The 21184-nt window shown below is 42.5% G+C and carries 25 protein-coding genes; 10 read left to right on the top strand and 15 right to left on the bottom strand.

The annotated features are described in order from the left end of the window. Window positions 1-75: 75 nt before the first annotated feature. On the top strand, window positions 76-351 hold the full coding sequence (locus tag SIO70_RS26030) for a PqqD family protein (RefSeq protein ID WP_320575718.1): 276 nt from the start codon (window positions 76-78) through the stop codon (window positions 349-351). Continuing rightward, the gene (locus SIO70_RS26035; RefSeq protein ID WP_320575719.1) at window positions 351-1481 is read left to right on the top strand and encodes a nucleotidyltransferase family protein; all 1131 of its coding nucleotides are present in this window, start codon (window positions 351-353) and stop codon (window positions 1479-1481) included. The genes SIO70_RS26030 and SIO70_RS26035 overlap by 1 nt, the downstream gene beginning before the upstream one ends. A 358-nt stretch (window positions 1482-1839) precedes the next feature. Here the strand turns inward: SIO70_RS26035 and SIO70_RS26040 are convergent, their stop codons facing one another. Further along, entirely contained in the window at window positions 1840-2790 is a 951-nt protein-coding gene (locus SIO70_RS26040; protein WP_320575721.1) for an AraC family transcriptional regulator, read from the bottom strand. 63 nt (window positions 2791-2853) lie between these two features. Here SIO70_RS26040 and SIO70_RS26045 point away from each other — a divergent pair, with 63 nt between their 5' ends. Then, the gene (locus tag SIO70_RS26045) at window positions 2854-3057 is read left to right on the top strand and encodes an FAD-dependent oxidoreductase (RefSeq protein ID WP_320575723.1); all 204 of its coding nucleotides are present in this window, start codon (window positions 2854-2856) and stop codon (window positions 3055-3057) included. Window positions 3058-3070: 13 nt separating this feature from the next. Next, window positions 3071-3802: an FAD-dependent monooxygenase gene (locus SIO70_RS26050; protein ID WP_320575725.1), complete on the top strand. Its 732-nt coding sequence runs from the start codon at window positions 3071-3073 to the stop codon at window positions 3800-3802. 11 nt (window positions 3803-3813) lie between these two features. Here the strand turns inward: SIO70_RS26050 and SIO70_RS26055 are convergent, their stop codons facing one another. Together SIO70_RS26055 and SIO70_RS26060 are read right to left on the bottom strand one after the other, a co-directional pair. Next, on the bottom strand, window positions 3814-4056 hold the full coding sequence (locus tag SIO70_RS26055) for an Atu4866 domain-containing protein (protein WP_320575727.1): 243 nt from the start codon (window positions 4054-4056) through the stop codon (window positions 3814-3816). A gap of 64 nt (window positions 4057-4120) precedes the next feature. Further along, window positions 4121-4609, bottom strand: a complete 489-nt coding sequence (locus tag SIO70_RS26060; RefSeq protein ID WP_320575729.1) for an SRPBCC domain-containing protein — start codon at window positions 4607-4609, stop codon at window positions 4121-4123. A 539-nt stretch (window positions 4610-5148) separates the two neighbouring features. On the opposite strand from SIO70_RS26060, the gene SIO70_RS26065 reads away from it, so the two are divergent. Then, entirely contained in the window at window positions 5149-5844 is a 696-nt protein-coding gene (locus SIO70_RS26065) for an alpha/beta hydrolase (protein ID WP_320575730.1), read from the top strand. Between the two features lie 4 nt (window positions 5845-5848). Next, window positions 5849-6451, top strand: a complete 603-nt coding sequence (locus SIO70_RS26070) for a Crp/Fnr family transcriptional regulator (protein ID WP_320575732.1) — start codon at window positions 5849-5851, stop codon at window positions 6449-6451. A 40-nt stretch (window positions 6452-6491) separates the two neighbouring features. On the opposite strand, the gene SIO70_RS26075 is transcribed toward SIO70_RS26070, so the two are convergent. From SIO70_RS26075 to SIO70_RS26100, 6 genes are all read right to left on the bottom strand, one after another. After that, on the bottom strand, window positions 6492-7403 hold the full coding sequence (locus SIO70_RS26075; protein WP_320575734.1) for a helix-turn-helix transcriptional regulator: 912 nt from the start codon (window positions 7401-7403) through the stop codon (window positions 6492-6494). Window positions 7404-7442: 39 nt separating this feature from the next. Continuing rightward, window positions 7443-8414: an NADP-dependent oxidoreductase gene (locus SIO70_RS26080; RefSeq protein ID WP_320575736.1), complete on the bottom strand. Its 972-nt coding sequence runs from the start codon at window positions 8412-8414 to the stop codon at window positions 7443-7445. Between the two features lie 216 nt (window positions 8415-8630). After that, on the bottom strand, window positions 8631-9488 hold the full coding sequence (locus tag SIO70_RS26085; protein ID WP_320575738.1) for a helix-turn-helix transcriptional regulator: 858 nt from the start codon (window positions 9486-9488) through the stop codon (window positions 8631-8633). A gap of 14 nt (window positions 9489-9502) precedes the next feature. Continuing rightward, window positions 9503-10444, bottom strand: a complete 942-nt coding sequence (locus SIO70_RS26090) for an amidohydrolase family protein (RefSeq protein ID WP_320575739.1) — start codon at window positions 10442-10444, stop codon at window positions 9503-9505. Window positions 10445-10603: 159 nt separating this feature from the next. Next, window positions 10604-10840: a hypothetical protein gene (locus tag SIO70_RS26095; RefSeq protein ID WP_320575741.1), complete on the bottom strand. Its 237-nt coding sequence runs from the start codon at window positions 10838-10840 to the stop codon at window positions 10604-10606. Further along, window positions 10830-11582: a glucose 1-dehydrogenase gene (locus tag SIO70_RS26100; protein WP_320575744.1), complete on the bottom strand. Its 753-nt coding sequence runs from the start codon at window positions 11580-11582 to the stop codon at window positions 10830-10832. The genes SIO70_RS26095 and SIO70_RS26100 overlap by 11 nt, the downstream gene beginning before the upstream one ends. A 107-nt stretch (window positions 11583-11689) precedes the next feature. On the opposite strand from SIO70_RS26100, the gene SIO70_RS26105 reads away from it, so the two are divergent. Together SIO70_RS26105 and SIO70_RS26110 are read left to right on the top strand one after the other, a co-directional pair. Further along, on the top strand, window positions 11690-12040 hold the full coding sequence (locus tag SIO70_RS26105) for a helix-turn-helix domain-containing protein (protein ID WP_320575746.1): 351 nt from the start codon (window positions 11690-11692) through the stop codon (window positions 12038-12040). 182 nt (window positions 12041-12222) lie between these two features. Next, window positions 12223-12981 carry an SDR family NAD(P)-dependent oxidoreductase gene (locus SIO70_RS26110; RefSeq protein WP_320575748.1) on the top strand — a complete coding sequence of 253 codons (759 nt, stop codon included), beginning with the start codon at window positions 12223-12225 and terminating at the stop codon, window positions 12979-12981. Window positions 12982-13073: 92 nt separating this feature from the next. Here the strand turns inward: SIO70_RS26110 and SIO70_RS26115 are convergent, their stop codons facing one another. From SIO70_RS26115 to SIO70_RS26130, 4 genes are all read right to left on the bottom strand, one after another. After that, window positions 13074-13862, bottom strand: a complete 789-nt coding sequence (locus SIO70_RS26115; RefSeq protein WP_320575750.1) for a class III extradiol ring-cleavage dioxygenase — start codon at window positions 13860-13862, stop codon at window positions 13074-13076. A gap of 160 nt (window positions 13863-14022) precedes the next feature. Continuing rightward, complete coding sequence (locus tag SIO70_RS26120; RefSeq protein WP_320575752.1) at window positions 14023-14439, bottom strand: nucleoside deaminase; 417 nt, start codon at window positions 14437-14439, stop codon at window positions 14023-14025. Between the two features lie 15 nt (window positions 14440-14454). Then, entirely contained in the window at window positions 14455-14994 is a 540-nt protein-coding gene (locus SIO70_RS26125; protein ID WP_320575754.1) for a hypothetical protein, read from the bottom strand. Window positions 14995-15260: 266 nt separating this feature from the next. Next, entirely contained in the window at window positions 15261-15686 is a 426-nt protein-coding gene (locus SIO70_RS26130; protein ID WP_320575756.1) for a hypothetical protein, read from the bottom strand. Between the two features lie 190 nt (window positions 15687-15876). Between SIO70_RS26130 and SIO70_RS26135 the strand changes: the two genes are divergently transcribed. Then, window positions 15877-16386, top strand: coding sequence for a hypothetical protein (locus SIO70_RS26135; protein ID WP_320575758.1), 510 nt, complete (start codon window positions 15877-15879; stop codon window positions 16384-16386). 13 nt (window positions 16387-16399) lie between these two features. Here SIO70_RS26135 and SIO70_RS26140 read toward each other — a convergent pair whose 3' ends face one another. Together SIO70_RS26140 and SIO70_RS26145 are read right to left on the bottom strand one after the other, a co-directional pair. Next, window positions 16400-16663: a hypothetical protein gene (locus SIO70_RS26140; protein ID WP_320575760.1), complete on the bottom strand. Its 264-nt coding sequence runs from the start codon at window positions 16661-16663 to the stop codon at window positions 16400-16402. A gap of 250 nt (window positions 16664-16913) precedes the next feature. Continuing rightward, window positions 16914-17813, bottom strand: coding sequence for an AraC family transcriptional regulator (locus tag SIO70_RS26145; RefSeq protein ID WP_320575762.1), 900 nt, complete (start codon window positions 17811-17813; stop codon window positions 16914-16916). A gap of 142 nt (window positions 17814-17955) precedes the next feature. Between SIO70_RS26145 and SIO70_RS26150 the strand changes: the two genes are divergently transcribed. Beyond that, a complete protein-coding gene (locus SIO70_RS26150; RefSeq protein ID WP_320575764.1) occupies window positions 17956-21180 on the top strand; it encodes a TonB-dependent receptor in 3225 nt (1074 codons plus the stop codon). Window positions 21181-21184: the final 4 nt, after the last annotated feature.

Raw genomic sequence — 21184 nt, forward strand, 5'->3', positions numbered from 1 at the left:
GTAAATAATTAGTTTGTAATGCAATAATACTTATTTTTACAAAGCAAATAATTCCACACCCCAAAAATAATCGCTATGAATCAGGAAGATGTTATCCGCCGAAATGATGAAAACTTTATGATCAGTAACCTCGGAGATGAAGTTGTATTAATGGACATTCAGAAGGGCCATTATATAAATATAAATCCGGTGGGCAGTTTGATATGGGATAAACTGGCGGCACCTGTAACTGTAAAAGATCTGATCCAATCTCTGGCAGAAGAGTTTGATATTTCTACCGCACAATGTGAAGGGGATACCCTGAAGTTTTTGCAAAAATTACAGCAGCACCATCTGTTAAATATACAATAATGGAGATTGAAGCTATCAGCCGAACCTATTCTCCTGAAATGGCCTGTGTTATTTTCTGTTGCAGAGTATTTATTAAAACAGCTGCTGCGGAAGATCTGGAGCAGTTTGTTGCGTATGGAGACATTGACTGGAACGAAGTGTACCGGTTGGCAGCTTTGCACCGGGTACGTCCTATCGTATACAGAGTGTTGAATAATACCAATATTCCCGAACCAACCTTAACCAGGTTTCGAAATTATTGTCGTGCACTATCTGTATTTGCTTTTGAACGGCAGATAGAATCCGCACGTATAAAGCAGGTATTAGGCCAACAGGGAATTTCGGTAAGAATGTATAAAGGACTTGATTTTACAAAGGTAGTATATGGTGGAGATATCAGTTTGCGTGAATTTACGGATATGGATATGATGATTGCCCCAGGGCAACTATCTGCCATGGTAAACGTGATGAAGGCAGAAGGATATGTGTGTAGCCAGGTGGAATATTTACGACGCTTCCCTACAAATTTTGTAACAAACAAAAAGGACATTTGTTTTTATAAGCGGAGCCCGATGGGTCGGTTATTTGGGTTTGAATTTCACTATCGACCCACTAATTTCATGATGGATCAATCTCCTGGATTCGATGAGTTGCTTGGGAAAGACTCCTCTCCTTTTACCCACGAGCAATATTACAGACTGATGGTGTTAAATCATGGCGCCAGTGATTATTATCCGAATTTAAGATCGCTGGTTGATATAGTGATGTTGTCTCAGGGCAGGGTGGTGGATGTGCCACCAAAGTTACGACGTTATGAACGACTTGGGCAGGAATTAGCTTCGCGGTTGTTGAATTCTCCGGCACCGGCGGTTCCGGCAGACAAGCCACTGCTTAAATGTGCTACACTAATTACAGAATGGCAGCTGACTGCCACACCCCGTTCTGGTTGGGAGAAAATGTATATGCATATACGGTTTAGTTCATCCTTTTTGCACACACTTCGATTAATGCTAAGAGCCATGCATTACTTCGCACTACCCAACGAGAAGGACATCAACAATGTTCAATTACCTTTATTTAAACTATATTATCTGGCCAAGCCGGTTCGATTGCTGAACATCCCCAGCAGGCTTAAAAAGGTTTTTAGCTGAAATTGCTACGAATCCGGAAAATGTACCATTAAAGCCGTTGGATGTGTTCCGGCGGTAGTGGTGAGTGCGTGTAACTTTGCTACTGTTAAATCACTTATTATGAAAACAGTATTGATAACAGGAGCAAATAAGAGTATTGGTTTTGAAACGGCCAGGCAGTTGTTGAAATTAGGGTATTATGTATACCTGGGGTGCCGGATATAGAGAAAGGAGAACAGGCGGTACGCAAACTTCGCGATGAAGGATTGGACCAGGTGGAAGCATTGCTGATTGATCCGTTTATCATAACAGGTAACTTATCAGATATAGTGTTGAGTTTACAATAACCAGGTTTCCAAAACCGGAAGATGATACGCTGTCAGGTATTAAATAATTTCCTGAAGCTATTCGGTGTGATCCCAAACTTCTTTTTAAACGCCCGCTGAAAATGTTGTGAATGCGCATACCCCAATTCATAAGCAATTTCAGAAATAGTCTTATCTGTATCCTTTATCATTTGCTGCGCCTGTTCCAACCTTAAATTCAACGCATAGTTCAATACAGACGTACCATACAATTGTTTGAACCCCGCTTTAAGTTTATACTCATTCAACTGAGCCTTATTTGCCAACTCCTCCAGCGATGGCGGCTCCTGATAGGATCGGGCAAGAATACCAGCAGCATAATGCAGTTTTTCAATATCAGAAACCCGTAACTTTATTCCGGTATGTACCCTCGGCTCATGCAGCATCGACTCCCATTGCAAACAAAACAACTCATTCACCATACTTTCAAAATAGAGCTTTTGTAGCTGGGGCTGTTTCGGCGACTCCCATAAATGGTTGAGAATATTCGCTATCCGGTCAGAAAACCGGAGATCAGGTGATTCATGAAAAAGCGCCTTGCCGGATATTAATTGCTGCGCTACATGCGGGAATTCAGGTAAGTATTCATTGAATAAGGCTATCGCCTTCTCTACTGGCATCAGGATACTGATAATCCTAAAATCCCCCTTCCCCATCAACTGGTTCACTTCCAGCGTACCAGGATTAAACAGAAAGCTATGGCTCCCCTGCGGAAGTACCCGGTTTTCATATAACCCCACCTGCGTTTGCAGGATACTTCCTTTTACCACGAATGTAAACTCAGCCCATCCCGGACTATTGTAATGCTCCCATGACGGGGTATCTGCCACAGTTATCATCTCTGAATCAGAAATGATGAAATCCATTCCCCTATAAATTTGCAATACCCCTGTTCTGGCGTCGAATTGCCCTTCCACCTTTTTATATTCAAATGTTTTTAGCTGTTCAAGCAGATCATGGTACATTTTAATCCGTTTTGTGCACAATCACAAGAGGCGCTACCCTGAAATTTGCATAAAAATAGAGAAATGAAACAAGATAGCACACAGGTTCTTATTGTAGGTGGTGGTATTACGGGTTTGACGGCAGCATTATTTCTGGCACAACAGGGAGTCAATTTCATTTTGATTGAAAAGCACAAAGGTACTTCCATTCATCCCCGCGCCAGAACGATCGATATCCGTACCATGGAGTTGTTCAGAGGCCTTGAATTAAGTGAGGAACTGGGATGAAATTCTCAGGAAAGTGATTGGTATTCCAGATCTGAAAATTTCTATTCTCAACATCCTCCCCTGGCAACTTACGGTCCGGATTGCCACCCAATTGCGGGTGAATAAGATCTTCATTGCCGGAGATGCTGCTCATACCATGACACCCTATGCCGGCAAAGGTGCGAATGCAGGCATACAGGATGTACAGAATCTGGCCTGGAAACTGGCCGCTGTTTTAAAACATCAGGCAGGAGATGCATTGTTGGATACCTATCACACTGAACGCCAACCCGTAGGTGCATTCTATGCAAATCTATCAGGAGAAATGGCTGATAAAAACGGGTTGATCGATGAATCAAAGATGATGCAATATGGAGAAAAGCTATTGGGACTGCCAGATTATGCATACGACTCTACTGCTGTTGTGAAACCATCAAACCTTTTCAGAGGTGAACCCGGTACCTGTATTCCCCATATGTGGCTGGAAGATGGACGTTCCTCTCTCGACTGGGTGAAAGGACAATTTGTATTAATAGCGAACGGACATTTTGAACACTGGCGGGCAGCATGTAAACTATCACATATCCCGGTAAAACTGGTAGAATTTCCTGCGAACGAACAATGGATGACATTAACGCAGGCTACAACTACCGATGCAATATTAATAAGACCAGATGATTTTGTGGCAGCGAGATTAAACGCCTTACATCCATGTGAGCAGTTAGCGAAAACTATCAAAAAGATCTGTAGTTTGCGGAACATATAGTTCCGCAAACCTCATTTTTCCCTGTAGAAAATATACCCTCCATGATGTAAGGTATCATCATCTACAAATTTTCCATCTGCCGTAAAACCAGTGTCATCCCAATAGTCAATATGATCACCTTTGATTTCATAACGGCCCGTATAGGCACTTTGCCGGTTGCCGCGTGCTTCGTCATATCTGCCATTGGGTAATAATTCCTGCCTGATATGTTTATCAGCAGTCATCCACATTCCCAGGTATTTTTGATTTTCCATACAACAAAATTAGCCTGGGCAGCAGAGTGCATTATTGCAGGAGGGAAACAAATACTTACGAAATTCAAACAAGTAAATTATCCAGTGTGGCATAAGTAGCCTTCATACCATCTTCCATCCCCATTTCAAGGATCTGTTCCAGGTCTGAAAGTGATTTGAAGGTAAGGACACTTTGTACCAATGTCTTCTCCCCTTCTTCTGTAAATGTGATGGTCCAGTCAGCACTGGGAATGTCTGTATTGATCTTACCTTCTTCGTCACAGAAAGCATCTGAGAATGAAAGTTCCTCTTTTGGACGAATGGTTTTATACTGCGTCAATCCCCAATACACAGGGCCATTAGGCTCTGACATAGCATAGTGCCAGCGTCCGCCCTCGCGGAAGTTCATCAATTTAGTCCGCATGTGCATAGGTGAGGGTGCAAACCATTGTTCCAGTAATTCACTTTTGGTATAATGGTCCCATACATTTGCACGATCAGCTAAGAACTCCCGTTTGATGGTCAGGGTATTATTGTCTTTATTGGGGATGTAGTCGAAGAATAAGTTATTCATGATGGGTGAATTTTATAATGGAGCCATCCGGCGTTATCTGATAAGTTCGCTGTAGCTTATTTCCTTTTAAATAATGATAGACAATATATGCTTTGTCCCCTACAAAATACAACAATCTATCAAATACCTCACATGGGTTATGACTACCAGGCATTAAATACGGATATGATATCGCTGACAGGTCCGCGTAGTCAAAACATACCAGGTACCAACGCTTGCCACCCCGGAACAGGAAAAAGAGTTTTTCAATTGAGAGGGCAGGAAAACAGAAGCGGGGATTTTGTATATCCGGCGTTGACGTATACCATAAATCCAGCGGATTTGATGCCACCGAAATAAGGGGAATCGTAGTTGCTATCAGGTACCCAAATCCCCCCCCGGCTGTATCAAATTACGATACAGCCGGGGGGGATATCGGGAATAGAATGATATTTGTATAGACAAGTCGCCATAGCCTGGTGATTCAATTGAATTTTGAGAATTAACCGATTGTGATTGTAGTCACGGCCATCCTATTTTGCAACATTTACTTTTGTAATATGAAACAAAATATGATCCTGCTACACGGCCTTTTTGGACAATTGAGCAACTGGGATAGTGTTGTAAAAGAATTCAGCGCATCTTACAACATCCATGTCCCTGCCCTGCCTATTTATAATACACCAAAGGAAGAACCACTATTATATTTACTTGAATTCCTTGAAAGCTTTATAACCGAAAATAACCTGAATGACTTCATACTTGTCGGCAATTCCCTTGGCGGACATATAGCTGTTTTATACGCTGCACGTCATAAAGTAAAAAAACTCATTTTAACCGGTAGCTCTGGTTTGTATGAAAATACTACCATGGGTAGTTTCCCTAAAAGAAGTTCCGTTGCCTATATCAAAGCCAGGGTTGAATATACCTTTCACGATCCTGCTATCGCCACCGAAGCCCTCATCTCACAGGTGTTAAGCATTACAACTGATACCCAAAAATGCCTGGGCGTGCTCCGGGTCGCTAAATCAGCACAACGACATTATGTAGCGGATCTTTTATCACAAATATCTGCGCCAACTTTATTAATTTGGGGCCGTGAAGATAGGATCACGCCTATCCATGTCGCCCATGAATTTGCCGGTATGATCCCTGATTCTAAATTAGTGGTCATTGATGAATGTGGTCATGCCCCCATGATGGAGCAACCAGTTGCGTTTAATTTTGCATTGAAACAGTATTTAAGTAATTTGTAACAGTATGTCTTTACCATCTTATTATCAAAGACTTATAAGGAAATATCCGCAGGTATCAGAAGAGGAGTGGCATTTGCTGGATCAACTGGCGACTGTTCGGCATATTAAAAAAGGTGAGCATTTCCTGCGGGTGGGAAAAGTAGCGCGGAATGCAGCGTTTATTTTATCTGGTCATTTTAAATATAGTTTTATTGGGGAGGATGATAGTGAGAAAATTCTGAAATTCGGTTTTACAGATGATTTTCTGACTAACTGTCAAAGCTTCAATAATAATAAGCCATCTTATATGAACATCACCGCGTTGGAAGATGCGGTTATTTTAAGGTTCAATATTAATAATGTCCGCCCTTTATATGATCTTCATTGCAGTATTTTACATGTCAATATCCAAGTGTACCAGGATATTATGGAAGAGCAGGCGGAGCATCAGTATATACCCTCTTTAAAAAGTCCATTGGAGCGGTACCGGTTTTTAATTCGGAATCGGCCTCTGATTATTCAGCACATATCTTTAACGAATATCGCGCGATATTTGTATACGAGCAGAGAAGCGCTGAGCAGGGCAAGGGTGATGATGACGAAAAATTTAGGTGGGTCGTTCAGGTAACACCGATTGGCTGTTAGATAAGACCTTTCAAATATACAAATTAATGGAAGGTTGCCCTAAACGCCAACGGCGATTGATTCGTTTTTGTTTTAAAGAGTTTACTAAATGACTGCAGGTGCTCAAACCCTAATTCATAAGCGATCTCACTGACAGACAAATTTGTAGTAGATAATTTCTCCTTCGCCTTTTCAATTAATTTTTCGTGGATGTGCTGCTGGGTATTTTGTCCTGTCAACACTCTCAGCAAGCTACTTAAATATTTCGGAGACAAATTCAGCGCCTGCGCCACATACGTCACTGTTGGTAACCCTTGGGAGCTATTGAAATAATCATTTAATAACTGCTCTAATCGTTCCAGTACCTGGTGGTTTTCTTTCTCCCTGGTAATGAATTGACGATGATAATACCGATCTCCATAACTCAATAGCGTAGCAATATGCGCTACAATAATCGTCTTGCTAAACTGATCGATATTAGATTTACATTCCTGTTGAATATTTTTCAGGATCCCCACAAGCGTCTCCTCTTCTTTTTCAGAAAGAAACAAAGCCTCCCTTACTGTATAATCCCAAAAATCATATTGCTTTACGATCTTTGCCAATGGCGTATTCCATAGAAAATCGGGGTGGATCAATAATAGCCACCCCGATTGTTTAATACCTTCATTATCTTCTTCCACCGTAAAACTCAATACCTGATTAGGTGCTACAAAAGACATCACGCCCTCATCAAAGTCATATGCCTGTTGCCCATATTTCAGTTTTACCTTTTTGGACCCCACTACCTTTTTCAGACCAATACAATAAAATTCATACAGCCAGCTCATATTCTCTGTCATATCAATATGTCCAGCCGATTCCACCTCAAACACACTGATCAAAGGATGATCAGGTTTAGGCATTTGCCTGAACTGCTGAAATTCACTGATTGTTCTGAAACGCTTTACTTGCATTAGATTTCATTTACCTGCATTCATTTTCCTTTACATTCATTAGTTTTCTTTCGCCACTTCCAATACCAATTTCCCACGTACATGTTTTTTTTCGCTCTCACGGTGTGCAGCAGCCACTTCGGCTAATGGATAGACTTTGCTCACGACCGCTTTTACTTTACCTTCTTCAATCAGGGCTGTCGTACCATGTAGTGAGGAAGTATAACTGATACTCCCGCCACCGACCATTGTACCGATAGCATTCTTTGCTGCCAGTACCTGCAAGAGTGCTGCTGGAAATGGGCTATCCAACTGAGAGCAAACAAAGATACCGCCGTCTTTTAATACCTCGGCCGACTTCATCCTTACACTTTGATCACGCACAGGAGAGGCATTAAATACCAGATCGATGTCGTGTAATAGTTCCTCAAAATGCTGGGTGTTATAATCGATAACTTCATCTGCACCCAATTCTTTTAAAAAGTCAAAATTATGAGCAGAAGCCGTGCCGATCACATAAGCCCCTTTGGCTTTAGCAAACTGTACTGCCAGGTTACCTACTCCGCCTGCAGCGCCATGTATCAAAACACGCTGTCCGGGTTGTACATGGCCTAAATCAACAATCGCATTCCAGGCGATGAGTGCGCAGGAAGGCAGGGCGCCGGCTTCATTAAAAGTGATGTTGTGGGGCATGGGCGCAAACTGGGTGGCTTTAGCAGCGAGGTATTCTGCGTAGCCGCCATCTCCGGGAAAATTTGGAACACCATATACTTTATTGCCCGGTTTGAAATCTTTTACATCTGCACCTATTGCTTCGACAATACCAGAAGCATCCAGCCCTAATCCCATTGGTAGTTTTAAGAGTGGTCTTAATAAATCATTGCCTCCCTGGCGAATGATATAATCTGCAGGGTTAACACTGGTAGCATAAACTTTTAACAAAATTTCATCTGCCGCTGGCAGGGGTTTGGGTACTTCTTCTAATTGCATTACTTCCGGACCTCCAAATTCATGAATTCTGATTGCTTTCATAGTATTTCTTTTATAGCAAAAGTCATTGAAATATGGAAATCTGGTTTAGTCGAAAGACAGGTTGTTTTAGTCGAAATACAGGTATGGAATTTTTATTAAACGTTCCTTGAAAACAGCACTACACTATTTTCAGTTTAAAGTTACGTTCGATCCCGTAACCTGTTCCCGAAATATCTGCGCCGTCGTACCCGTTTCCTTCAAAATAACTACACTTAGCTACGTTCTATCCCTAAACCTTTTCCGAAATGTCAATGCCGTCATACCCATTTCCTTCAGAAAAATATGGGAAAAATAAGAATGATTTTCAAACCCCAGCTCCCCGGCTATCTGCTTTACATTCAAATCCGTAAAGTATAACAGGCGCTTAGCTTCCGTTACAACCTTGTATTTTATCCAGAATGAAACAGTTGAACCGGTGATCTTTTTTAACGCCTCATTCAGATATGGCTCCGAAATATGGAGCATCTCTGCATAGTCAGCCGGACTTTTATATTTAATAACATTTTCGCTCAACAGTTTTTTAAACTCCATAGATAATATCGCAGGTCTAGAATTATCCGATATTATTGTTGAAGAATGCTGAATAGCGCTGGCCGCCATTTCAAAGAAAGTGCGCAGCAATGCATGCAACACTTTTTGTTGAAGAGCAGGTGTTTTACGATGCAAAATACCCAGCAATAAATCAAAATCCATTATCTCCTCCGGCGTTAAAGTGATCGGTTCATGCTGTCCGGCCCAGCTTTCGATCAGGTTCCTGCATGCAGGATCTACCAAAGCAGGATCTGCGGCCAGGTACCACCCTTTTGCTTTTTTCGATTTGATGCGATAATGAATTTGTTCCGGCAGGATATAATAGAGTGAATTAGGCCCTACCTTCTTTTCCTCAAAATCCACCACTGTAGAACCCGAGCCTTCTACAATGATAAAAAATATATAGTGGTCATCCCGGTGTGCTCCTAAATCCATGGATTGCCTGCGATGAGCTTCATCCTCATCCTTTTCCGGGAGGAAGGGCTTCAGCACAAATCCCAGGTTGCTTCTATCCTGTAATTTACTTATTGGAACACTGTTCATACCCCAAAAATAGCCTATTTAAGTCGCAGTATCCTGTCGGCATTTCCATGGGCAATTTTGGCGATCTGTTCTGAAGGTAGCTGGATGTTGTGCAGGAAATCGATCCCCATCTGGTTCGTGCTGAAAGGGTAATCGATAGAGAACAGGATATTATCTATGCCAATGGTATCTATGGCCAGCTGGAGTTGGGGTTGTGTAAAGATACCGCTGGTAGTGATAAAGAGTTGTTCTTTGAAGGTTTCGATCAGCGAGCGTTTACCCTGTTTAAAAATACCATTCATCCTTGTCCACATCATCGGCAGCATTTCACCCATATGGCCTATGATGATCTTCAGATCAGGGTATTTGTCAAAAATGCCGGCGGCAAATAGACGGAGTACATGAATCGCAGTTTCTGAGTGCCATCCCCAGCCGTAGCAGGCAATTGCTTCATTGGGACCGGTGGTGTCGCCAACATTGCTGTAATAAGCATCGATCACTGCCTGTGGGGGTACACCAGGGTGAATATAAAGGGGAACATGCATTTGCTGCGCTCTTTCGAATACAGGGGCAAATTTAGGCGCATCCAGGAACTCTCCGAGAATGGTGCCCTTGATCATGGCACCCTGAAAACCATGCGTTTTTACGGTACGTTCCAGCTCATCAGCAGCGGCTGCCGGTGTGGTCATGGGCAGGAGGGCAAATGCGGTGAATGATTCCCAGTGGTCTTTCATTCTTTCAGCCAGCAGATCATTGTATTTGGTGGCAAAGGCGGGTGCTTCGCTATCATGCAGGGAGTATACATCTGTATTTTCTACGGAAAGCACCTGCATGGTTATACCGGTTGCCTGCATGGAACTAAGGCGTTCGCCAGTAATGTCTGCCAGTTTTTCCTGCATATGCCGGGCGGCGGCCGTTGATTTCGATATTGATAATTCCGGGAAAGAGACGTGCTCTTCTATAGTTACTATTCTCATGTCATTGGTTTTAAATCAATGCAAAGAGAGCAAAGTCTGTGCGGGATATCAATAAAGAGATTGGGGTAATGATAGCAGAATTTGGGGTAACAGCGTTTTAGGTCATAGGTGATAGCCTTTAGGTAATGAGCAATAGCTATCATGGCATGAGAGTAGGCTTCAGGGCATGCGTAACAGCCTGAGGGCATGGGTAATAGCCTTCAGTTCATGAGTAAAAGCCTTTAGATTATAAGTAAAAGCTTTCAGGTAATGAGTAATAGCCTTTAGATCATAAAACACCTGAAGGCTATCTATCTTAAAACTAAAAGCCTTTAGATCATAAGTAAAAGCTTTCAGGTAATGAGCAATAGCCTTCAGGTCATAAAACACCTGAAGGCTATCTATCTTAAAATCCATAAATCCCGCCGGAAACGGCCAACTTCTCTCCCGTTACCCACGCTGCCTCATCTGATGCCAGAAACACCGCCGCCTTTGCAATATCGTCCGGTTGTCCCATACGACCCAGTGGGGTATTTGCCACTAATTTCTTTTCAAAATCGCTGCCAATCACCCCTGAAGTATGTGTGCCTTCTGTTTCTACAGTACCTGGCAACAGCGAGTTGATACGCACATTCTTTCCACCCAGCTCTTTTGACAATGCCACTGTAATAGCATCTAACGCCGCTTTGGAGGCAGAATACACAGATCCTGTCGCCATCGGTGTTCTGGCCGCACCAGAGCTAACATTGATGATGTTGCCCCCTTTCTCTCCAAACAGTTTCAATGCACCCTGAATGGTGAGAATAGAACCCCAAACATTAATATTGAATTGCTGATGAAAGGCGGTTGCCGTTACCTGCTCAATCGGTTCCCACTGATAAATACCTGCATTGTTTACCAATATATCCAGTGTACCGAAAGCCTGCTTTGTCTCTTCAAAGAGCCTGTTTACATCCGCTTCATTTGCTACATCGCCCTGTACAGCAATAGCAGTACCACCGTTATCTGTGATGGTTTTTACTACCTTCTCCGCTCCTTCTTTGCTGGATGCATAATTGACAACCACCTTTGCGCCTTCTGCTGCAAAATGTTTAGCAATTGCTGCTCCTATTCCTTTTGATGCGCCTGTTACGATCGCTACTTTGTTCTCTAGTTTCATTTTGTTGATCATTTAATGCTGAGATACAAAACTAACGGATGCCAGTTTATTTTGGTAATTTTGTAACCAAAAGTAACAGTAACCTGGAGGTAACAAAGTGACAAATCATGGATTGTACAAACTTAAAACGCGACCATAAAAAAGAGATGAGGGCCGTGCAGGATTCAATGGATGTGCTAAGCGGCAAATGGAAAATAACCATCCTCTCCTCTATCTGTTTTTATTCCAAAAGAAGGTTCTCAGATATCTTAGCTGATATAGGAGGGATCTCCAATAAAATGCTGAGCAAGGAACTAAAAGAACTGGAATTAAATAAGCTGATCAAACGAACGGTATTAGAGACACAACCGATCACTGTTCAATATGAATTAACTGAACATGGGTTGTCGTTAAAAACGATTATCGAAAACCTGACAGATTGGGGTATCAAACACCGGAAGGAGATTACCGGGAAGTAGTGTAGGTTCGCAAACTTTAAAAAATCACCCGGCAAAATAAGTATTCTCCGCTTAGTTACATATGTCGAAATTCCGGTAACCCTCCGAACCGATCCATATATTTTCAATTACTACATAAATCCCCGATTGAGCTACAACTGGCAATTCACTTCTTTTGACCTTTGGAATATCAATTTCAAATTATGGATAACACGAAAAGAATTGCCTTAATAACGGGCGCTAATCAGGGAGTTGGTTTCCAGGTTGCAAAAGAACTGGCGGCTCATGGTTATATTGTACTTGTCGGATCCCGCAATTACCAAAACGGGGAAACAGCCGCCCAATCAATCGGAGCAGGTGCGATTCCTATCCAATTGGATGTGACGGATGCCGCTTCTATTCAGGCAGCAGCCAAACGTATTGAAAGTGAGTTTGGTCGTCTAGACCTGCTGGTGAATAATGCCGCTATTTCACGTTCTGGAAGAAATGAGATCACGCTGGAGAATTATGCAGCAACATATGGTGTAAGCACAGTTTCTTTGGATGAGGTACGTGCCATCTGGGAGACAAATGTATTTGGTGCACTGGCGGTGTACCAGGCTATGCTGCCGTTGTTAAAGCATTCAAAAGATGCACGTATTGTGAATGTATCAAGCAGTGTTGGCTCGCTCACCTTAAATGCGGATCCTTCTTTTCCATACCGGAAAATGTTTAGCCCGGCTTATGCAGGGTCGAAGAGTGCATTCAACATCATGGCATTGTCAATGATGATTGAGCACGAAAACGACGGTATCAAGGTGAATCTTGTATCACCTGAATTCACGAGTACCGCATTGAATAATTTTCAGGGCACTGAGACACTTGAAGATGGATCACGTGAAGTGGTAAGGGTGGCTTTGTTTGGGCCTGATGACCCAGGTAGTACATTTACCCGGTGGGAAAATACTAACATCCCGTGGTAAACTATTTATACCGGGTGGCGGACTTACCAAAGTGTGGCACCCGGTAATCGTTCAATCCAGGTTTGGGTTGACGCCTGCTGAACCTGCAGCGATCAACCGATCATAAAACTACGTTCACTAAATGCAGGAAGCAAAGGTGGTTCTTCATAAAAATACCGGATCTCATCAGTTGCATCCGATAGTCCCAGGCTATATAATACAGGTACAAAATGATCTGGTGTAGGCGATGCCAGCTGGCCTAACTGGTGACTGGACTGGTACTGAATAATATGCTCAAACTTTCTTTCGTCTATTTGCTTCTTCAGCCAGGCATCGTATTCTTCCTCCCAGCCAAAAGGTGTCATATCATTCCGCTGCATTTTTGTTCTGACCAGTGAGAGGTTATGGATCAGTGATCCGCTACCAATGATCAATACCCCTTTGTTGCGCAATGATTTCAGTTGCTGCCCAAGGGAATAGTGATATTCAGGCTTTGCATAATAGTCCAGGCTTAGTTCAAAGACAGGTACGTCTGCATCTGGAAACAAATGCATCAGCATAGGCCATGCACCGTGATCCAATCCCCATTCAGCAGTTTCTTCTGCCTGTGGAATGGCCTTCTTTACTTCGCGGGCGATCTCTGGTGAACCTTTGGCTTTGTAATAGACTTTATAGTATTCTTCGGGAAACCCGTAGTAATCAAAAATTTGCGCCTGTTCTGCAGAATGATTGACATAGGTGCCATTTGTACACCAGTGGGCAGAGATGACCAGCGCTGCTTTTACATCATAATTACTTTTCAGATCCTTTCCTAGATCGTACAATGCTTTCCAAAAAGGATGCTCATCCCGGCTCATTACAATGTTCATGGGGTTGCCATGAGACGTAAATAATACAGGCATCTTTTTGCTTTGTACTAAAAGATGGTCTGTGTAATTTTTTAGTGCGCTGATATTTTCCATAGTAGATGCAAAATTAGTATCATCTACTATATATTCATCGCTACTTTCCAAAAGGAAAGCGGCTACATACAAGGTTATTTCTCATTAATAAGGAATGTTTTTACTTATTACCTGGTAACACCTCCACGAGTGGTACAGAACCCCATTTTTTAATCACATCGGTAGTAAGCACGTTAAAAGGCTGTGCCGTACCACCCAATTCCCCGCAGTAATTGCTAAATACAACATGTGCGATCATATAATGCCTGATCACATAAGAGCATAGGATACAAGGCTCCACATTGGAGTATAAAGTGGCTCCTTCACATAAGTCTGCACCATGCGTATGTACAGCATCCAACACCGCTACCACTTCTGCATGGCGGGTCACGTCTTTTAGACGGCGGCTTTGTTCAGTGCCTTCTCCGATTATTATTCCATCTTTTACAATGACACAACCTACCGCGCTCTCCCCCTCCCCGGCGGCTATTTGCGCGAGTTCCAGGCAGCGATTCAAATAAAAGGTATGATCTTCCATACCCAAATATATTCACTATTCTAATCTCACTTCCCTCACGGTTTCATTTCCAGGCAAATCAACCGCCACTACAACGACCTTGCCACCGGGTGGCAGGCTTGTTGCCTTATAATACCAATCCACGCCATTCCGGCCTAAAACGGCCTTTCCACTTTCCTGAATCGTGCCGGCAGCATCAATCACACGAATATCGATAGATGCCACCCTAAATTCGTCTTTCGCCGTCACTACCACAGTTTCTTCTTCGAACCGAATATTCTGCACTTCCGGGGACTTATAAGCATCCTTCACGGCCATATTATAAGCATTCTGCCCCGGACCTGCCAGCGACTTATAATAAGCCTTCAGTTCAGGATCCTGCAGGATCACCATTGCATAAGCTGCGGCTACTTTCATCTTATACCGGGCTTCCAGCTGTTTTTTGGTCGGTTTTTTCTTTGACGGACCTCGTTTTTGGGCCATGATGATCTGTCCGTTCCTTTCGTAGATGGTGAGTTGCTTGCCGAGGGTGCCTCTGACAAGTTGGAGAAGTATGTTGTCTTTTACAAGTGCCATAACAAACAATTTTGAGGTTATAGGAACAATATTAAAAACTTCGGCGGAACTATAATGCAACTTCGTTACCAAATGAGTACTAATACTTCACTAAAAGGGCACCTCAATATCGAAAGGATATACAGGTGTACTTTTAATGTACTTATGGTAACGAAGTTACACTATAGCTTAACCGGCGATTCCGCCTGTATAAGCAAACAATGCGCTAACATGTAAATTGAAAATGGCCAAGTATATGCCCAGGAAAAAACCTAAAAAACTATCCTCTAAAAGAATATGTCTACATAATCCACTACATTATTCCCCTCACAATTATCCATCTCCTGCAATCTCCAATACTTCCTCGCCCCTTTCACTAAAAAATGATATGTTCCCGTCTTTTCACAAACCTCCCCATTATTCACCCCCGAATACTTCGTTTGTATCGTTCCTTTAAATGTCATCTCTGCAAACGTTACTACCGTCAACGTCCCCTCGATTGTTACAAAATCGCCCTTCTCTCCTGTCTGCTTTCCATTAATGGAAAATGTACCATCACTATTCTTTTTTATTTGTGCTTTACCGGGCTTATCCCAGCTAATCCATTGCAGGGTGAGGTTATGGCTTCCTTCTCTTAATTTACGCGCATCCTGCGCTTTACCAAATTGAACCAGTCCGGTTAACATGACGATCAGCGCAATTATTTTTTTCATATCGCTAAGCTAATAAATTTGAACAAGTGTCTGCTGATGAGAAAATTGTAAGATCAGTAAATAATGTTACCGATTTCAATTATAATGTTAAATTTAATTTCGATTGCCATATTAATATACATTTACTTTCGCCTGTTGTAATCTATAAGTATAAGGCATATTCAACTGGACAACAAATAAATTAATTTAAATGCAAAAAGTTTTATTATTCTGTCTTGTCACATTTTCCCTTCTAAATTGCAAAGGCCAAAACCACCCATCCTTAAACGTGTCAGCAGGATATATTTCTATTTATTTATCCGTTGATGGGAATAAAGACAGTTTGAATTTTGAAAAAATACGGGTTACACCATCCGGTAACTTTACCTGCCAGGAAAAGGTTAATGGAGATCTTTGGGTAAAATTCAGCCCTCATGATACAACAGTAGTGTGGGTAAGTGCGGACCAACCAGAAAATAAAAAAGGTATTGAAAAATTAAAGAAGAATATAGGTGGATATTCACTGAAAGGAGCCTACCTGAATCCTTCCGAACCATTTGATATTTTCCATGTGATATATACATCGGATAGTAATCTAAACAGTTTGTTCATTATGACCTATTCTAACATAGGAGAGAATATATTAAGTGTAGCTTTATTTAATGACAAACCACTAAATCCTTTACTAGAACAGAATATAAGATTTAATTTAATGAAATGATTAGCTGGTATCATTACTGATAGCCAATAGGAAACCAAACACCTCTTCTATTGGGTGCTAGCATATTAGGTAATACATGCCCATTGTCAAGCTCGTTGATATCAATATTCTCTTTAACTAAGATAATTTTAGGAAGATCTTTTCCTGAGAAAACTTTTTCCTTTAGAATCTGAATCACATCATCATAATTTATTCCTGTAACCCCACATCCGATTCTAGTACCATAGGGTGTATTGTTATACCCGTTAAAATCAAATTCAAACCAATATCTTATCATGCTGAATAATTATTCTGTTATAAAACGGACCTATTTATGCGCCTACGCTTCAAAGCTTTCGAGCTATACCTGTCATCATCAACCCAAATTGTCACTCATCTCCGTGGTTATAAAGCGCATAAAAACATATGCTAAATAGCAAAGCCCACGCAGACTTGCGCGGGCTTTTGGGAAAATAATATATTGCTCCTGTCTACCAGTTATAAATTCCGTGCGCCTCCAAAATATATTAATAATTGATAAAATCAGGTTAAATATTCCCCTTCCTTCTCAACCCCCTATACCCCTCCGGACTCACCTCCATACTCTTCTTAAACAACCTCGAAAAATGAAAAGGATCATCATACCCTATCGCCATCGCTACATCCTTTATCTTCATATCCGTTGTATACAACAACAAACAAGCCTTCTGTAATTTCAGATGTATAAAATAATTCAATGGCGACATTCCCGTAGCCTTTTTAAATAAACTTGAAAAATGTGACGGAGACAAATCGATCTTCCTTGCCAGATCCTCCACCGTCAGCGTAACAGCAACCTGCTGCTGCATATACCGGATCGTATCATTGATCCTATCATTAATGGCATCCTTTTCACCAGGTACCTTGTCAGGATACAGGAATGTGGCGATAAAATGATACAGGTACAAACTCGCCTTACCCAGGTTATCCTTCCCAAACCCCATCTTCAAACTCTGAAACATAGCATTCCACAACTCAATCCCCTTTTCATTCGCATGAATATGCCGGGGACCATCGAACGGACCGATATTAAAATTCCGGTTAAAGGTGTCCATGTCTTTTCCGCTGAAATGCACCCAGTAAATCGTCCATGGATGATGATCGTCTGAGCCGTAACGCAGGTGGAAACTGGTAGCAGGAATTATCACGAATTCATTGACACCAACCTCAAAACGCCGGTTACCAATCTCATACCAACCCTTTCCGCCGGTACAATAAATAAGAATGTTATCTGCACATCCGTTCTTTCTGTCGCAGAAGTGAAATGCCGCCTTTGGGAAATAGCCTATATGCGTAATATATAGCTGGCTTAGTACAGTATTCGCTTTGATGGCATTCTTCCAGACTGCATCAGGAAGGCTGATGAGCTGCTGTCCCGCAAAACCATCTCTTCGTTTTACAGTTTTCATAACGTGCTACTGGATTTATATACAAAATACAAAATCGTAGTATAATTCATGAAAATAAATGAATCCTCCATTTATTACAGGGTTGCGATTAGATACTTTTGTTTCACACAATTCCAGTTATGAAATAATTAAAAATTGGTTTATGCCAAAATTCCCGTTTGTATCTCTATCAGGGATACTGATCACTATTTTCCTGTACATCAGCATCAGCGCATCTGCACAACAACCTACAAAGATCACTATTACAGGGACAATCACCGACTCTTCAGGATCAAAGCTGGAGGGGGTGAACGTTGTGGCGGAAAACAAAAAGAACATTGCCACTTCTACCAATTCCACAGGTAAATTCATCCTGGATGCAGAACCAGGTACCCTGCTACGGTTTTCGTATGTTGGTTTTGAACAACAGTACATTACCGTATCACCCAATTCAAAGGTGATCAACCTTGTCATGAAACATGCTTCTGCCACTGTAGAAGAGGTGGTAGTAGTGGCCTATGGCCGAAAACAGCGAAAGGAGGCCGTGGTTGGTTCCGTTACCACCGTAGACCCGGGTGCACTGAAGATCCCGTCCAGCAACCTTACAAATGCACTGGCTGGCCAGATTGCCGGTATGATCTCCTTTCAGAGAGGTGGACAACCAGGGTTGGATAATTCCTCTTTCTTCATCCGGGGAGTCACCACATTCGGATATAGTGCCAGTCCGCTGATACTGGTAGACAATGTGGAACTCAGTTCCAATGACCTGGCCCGCCTGCAGGTAGATGATATCGCAAGTTTCTCTATCCTGAAAGATGCCAGTGCCTCCGCATTGTATGGTGCAAGAGGCGCCAATGGCGTAATACTGGTTACTACTAAAGAAGGGAAAGCAGGCAAAGCAAGTATGAACGTGCGTTATGAACGTTCCGTTTCCCGGCCTACGCAGACCGTGAAACTTGGTGATCCGGTCACTTACATGAAATTGTACAACGAGGCACTGACTACGCGCAATCCGCTGGCTACACCGCTGTATACCCCCAACCAGATCATCAACACACAGGCCACGATGGACAAGGCGCCGGGGTATAACCCTTATGTATACCCTGCTGTGGACTGGATGAAGACATTGTTCAAAGATCAGGCGACTACACAGCGCGCCAATTTCAGTGTACAGGGTGGTAATGATGTAGCCAAATACTATATCGCGGGTTCTTATGATAAGGACAATGGTATTCTGCAGGTAAACCCTGTCAACAACTTCAATTCTGCCATGAAGTTTGAGAACTATCAATTACGATCCAATGTGAATGTAAAACTCACAAAAACGACAGAAGTCGTAGTCCGCCTATGGGGTAATTTCAATGAATATACCGGCCCTATTACCGGCGATCAGTCAGGACTGGCGAGTGATCTGTATGACAGGGCACTGCATACAAGCCCCGTGTCTTTCCCTGCTTATTTTCCTGCTGATAGCGCCAACCTCCTTACCAAACATATCCTGTTCGGTAACTCACTGACTTCATCCGGTAATTTACAGTCCAATCCATACGCAGACCTGATGTATGGCTATAAAAGTTTTTCTGAGTCACGATTATCGGCGCAGTTTGAACTGAACCAGGACTTCAATTTCATCACGAAAGGATTGTCATTCCACGGATTGTTCAGCACCAACAGGTATGCATACTTTGACCTTACCAGGTCATACAAACCATTCTATTATGATGTAATGAACTATGACCAGACCAGTAATACTTATACCCTGAACTGGCTGAATAGTCAGCCAGGTGGCGCACAGGAATTTCTCAGTTATTACCCCGGCACCAAGGATGTGAATACTTTCCTTTATTTACAGGGATCTCTGGATTATGCACGGGCATTTGGCAAACATAATGTGAGTGCTGCACTGATCGGTACCAGGCAACAAAAGCTAAATGCAGACGCCAACGATCCAAACACCCATCAGCCATCCCTTCAGTATTCACTTCCCTACCGCAACCTGGGATTAGCGGGAAGAGCGACTTATTCATTCGCCAGTAAATATTTCCTGGAATTCAACTTTGGTTATAACGGGTCTGAACGATTCTCTACCCAATATCGCTGGGGTTTCTTCCCTACTGTCGGTGCAGGATGGGTCGTGTCTAATGAAAAGTTCTGGAAAGGCGATATCTCTCATATCATTACCAGACTTAAATTAAGAGGGAGTTATGGCTTAGTGGGTAATGACAATATCGATAATACAAGGTTCTACTATTTGTCAAATGTAACGCCTGATGATGTGAATGGCCCTTCTGCCGTATTTGGTACAACCAATGGTGTGAAGATGTATGGTACGACCATCCAGAACTACCCGAACCCCGACGTAACCTGGGAGACTGCCCGCAAATCCAACCTGGCAGCGGAAGTCACTTTCTTTGACAAGTTAAATATCACCGCAGAAATTTATCACGAATTCCGATACAATATCCTGCAACAAAGAGGATATATACCCGTCACCACGGGTCTGGAAGCTGCCGTGAAATCCAATGTAGGCGAAGCTACCGCCAAAGGATTGGATCTGAATATTAACTATAAACAAACGTTCTCCAAAAACTTTTGGGCATCTGTACTGGGTAACCTGACTGTGACGGCCAACAAGTACCAGCGTTTTGAAGAACCGGAATATAAATACGATTACCGCTTTCAGAATGGAAAACCGATCAACCAGCCATTCGGATACATTGCAGAGAGATTATTTGTAGATGATAAAGAAGCGGCAAATTCACCTACCCAGTTATTTGGTGCGTCACCTGTGCCTGCTGGTGGTGATATCAAATACAGGGATGTCAATAAGGATGGTATCATTAACCAGGATGACCAGGTGCCTATCGGTTTACCCACCACACCACAGATCATTTATGGCTTTGGATTTTCTTTAGGGTACAAAAACTTTGACCTCAATGCTTTCTTCCAGGGGCTTGCGAGAGAATCCTTCTTTATCAATGCCACATCCCAGGATGACAGGTATTATGCCAAATATGGTACCGCACCGTTTGTAAACAATGCACAGATCTTACAGGCGTATGCAGACAATCACTGGTCAGAAGAGAACCAGAACTTATATGCATTGTGGCCAAGACTTTCCACCACCGATATCCTGAACAATCAGCAGCAAAGTACCTGGTGGCTGAGAGACGGTAGCTTTATGCGCCTCAAATCAGTAGAACTGGGGTATAGTTTGCCGAAGTCACTGACGAAAAAAATGTACATCAGAACGATGCGCATTTATTTCAGCGGATTAAATCTGCTCACGTTCAGCCACTTTAAACTGTGGGATCCGGAACAGGCTGGGCAGGGATTTGGTTACCCGATACAGAAGGTTTTCAACTGTGGTATTAACGTAAACCTTTAAAAGA

The organism is Chitinophaga sancti (assembly GCF_034087045.1).
Lineage (GTDB): Bacteria > Bacteroidota > Bacteroidia > Chitinophagales > Chitinophagaceae > Chitinophaga > Chitinophaga sancti_B.

Bases quoted from the DNA above. Each gene is read 5' to 3' on its own strand.
- SIO70_RS26030 (WP_320575718.1), top strand. From the start codon at position 76: ATGAATCAGGAAGATGTTATCCGCCGAAATGATGAAAACTTTATGATC.
- SIO70_RS26035 (WP_320575719.1), top strand. From the start codon at position 351: ATGGAGATTGAAGCTATCAGCCGAACCTATTCTCCTGAAATGGCCTGT.
- SIO70_RS26040 (WP_320575721.1), bottom strand. From the start codon at position 2,790: ATGTACCATGATCTGCTTGAACAGCTAAAAACATTTGAATATAAAAAG.
- SIO70_RS26045 (WP_320575723.1), top strand. From the start codon at position 2,854: ATGAAACAAGATAGCACACAGGTTCTTATTGTAGGTGGTGGTATTACG.
- SIO70_RS26055 (WP_320575727.1), bottom strand. From the start codon at position 4,056: ATGGAAAATCAAAAATACCTGGGAATGTGGATGACTGCTGATAAACAT.
- SIO70_RS26060 (WP_320575729.1), bottom strand. From the start codon at position 4,609: ATGAATAACTTATTCTTCGACTACATCCCCAATAAAGACAATAATACC.
- SIO70_RS26065 (WP_320575730.1), top strand. From the start codon at position 5,149: ATGAAACAAAATATGATCCTGCTACACGGCCTTTTTGGACAATTGAGC.
- SIO70_RS26070 (WP_320575732.1), top strand. From the start codon at position 5,849: ATGTCTTTACCATCTTATTATCAAAGACTTATAAGGAAATATCCGCAG.
- SIO70_RS26075 (WP_320575734.1), bottom strand. From the start codon at position 7,403: ATGCAAGTAAAGCGTTTCAGAACAATCAGTGAATTTCAGCAGTTCAGG.
- SIO70_RS26080 (WP_320575736.1), bottom strand. From the start codon at position 8,414: ATGAAAGCAATCAGAATTCATGAATTTGGAGGTCCGGAAGTAATGCAA.
- SIO70_RS26085 (WP_320575738.1), bottom strand. From the start codon at position 9,488: ATGAACAGTGTTCCAATAAGTAAATTACAGGATAGAAGCAACCTGGGA.
- SIO70_RS26090 (WP_320575739.1), bottom strand. From the start codon at position 10,444: ATGAGAATAGTAACTATAGAAGAGCACGTCTCTTTCCCGGAATTATCA.
- SIO70_RS26095 (WP_320575741.1), bottom strand. From the start codon at position 10,840: ATGGATTTTAAGATAGATAGCCTTCAGGTGTTTTATGACCTGAAGGCT.
- SIO70_RS26100 (WP_320575744.1), bottom strand. From the start codon at position 11,582: ATGAAACTAGAGAACAAAGTAGCGATCGTAACAGGCGCATCAAAAGGA.
- SIO70_RS26105 (WP_320575746.1), top strand. From the start codon at position 11,690: ATGGATTGTACAAACTTAAAACGCGACCATAAAAAAGAGATGAGGGCC.
- SIO70_RS26110 (WP_320575748.1), top strand. From the start codon at position 12,223: ATGGATAACACGAAAAGAATTGCCTTAATAACGGGCGCTAATCAGGGA.
- SIO70_RS26115 (WP_320575750.1), bottom strand. From the start codon at position 13,862: ATGCCTGTATTATTTACGTCTCATGGCAACCCCATGAACATTGTAATG.
- SIO70_RS26120 (WP_320575752.1), bottom strand. From the start codon at position 14,439: ATGGAAGATCATACCTTTTATTTGAATCGCTGCCTGGAACTCGCGCAA.
- SIO70_RS26125 (WP_320575754.1), bottom strand. From the start codon at position 14,994: ATGGCACTTGTAAAAGACAACATACTTCTCCAACTTGTCAGAGGCACC.
- SIO70_RS26130 (WP_320575756.1), bottom strand. From the start codon at position 15,686: ATGAAAAAAATAATTGCGCTGATCGTCATGTTAACCGGACTGGTTCAA.
- SIO70_RS26135 (WP_320575758.1), top strand. From the start codon at position 15,877: ATGCAAAAAGTTTTATTATTCTGTCTTGTCACATTTTCCCTTCTAAAT.
- SIO70_RS26140 (WP_320575760.1), bottom strand. From the start codon at position 16,663: ATGATAAGATATTGGTTTGAATTTGATTTTAACGGGTATAACAATACA.
- SIO70_RS26145 (WP_320575762.1), bottom strand. From the start codon at position 17,813: ATGAAAACTGTAAAACGAAGAGATGGTTTTGCGGGACAGCAGCTCATC.
- SIO70_RS26150 (WP_320575764.1), top strand. From the start codon at position 17,956: ATGCCAAAATTCCCGTTTGTATCTCTATCAGGGATACTGATCACTATT.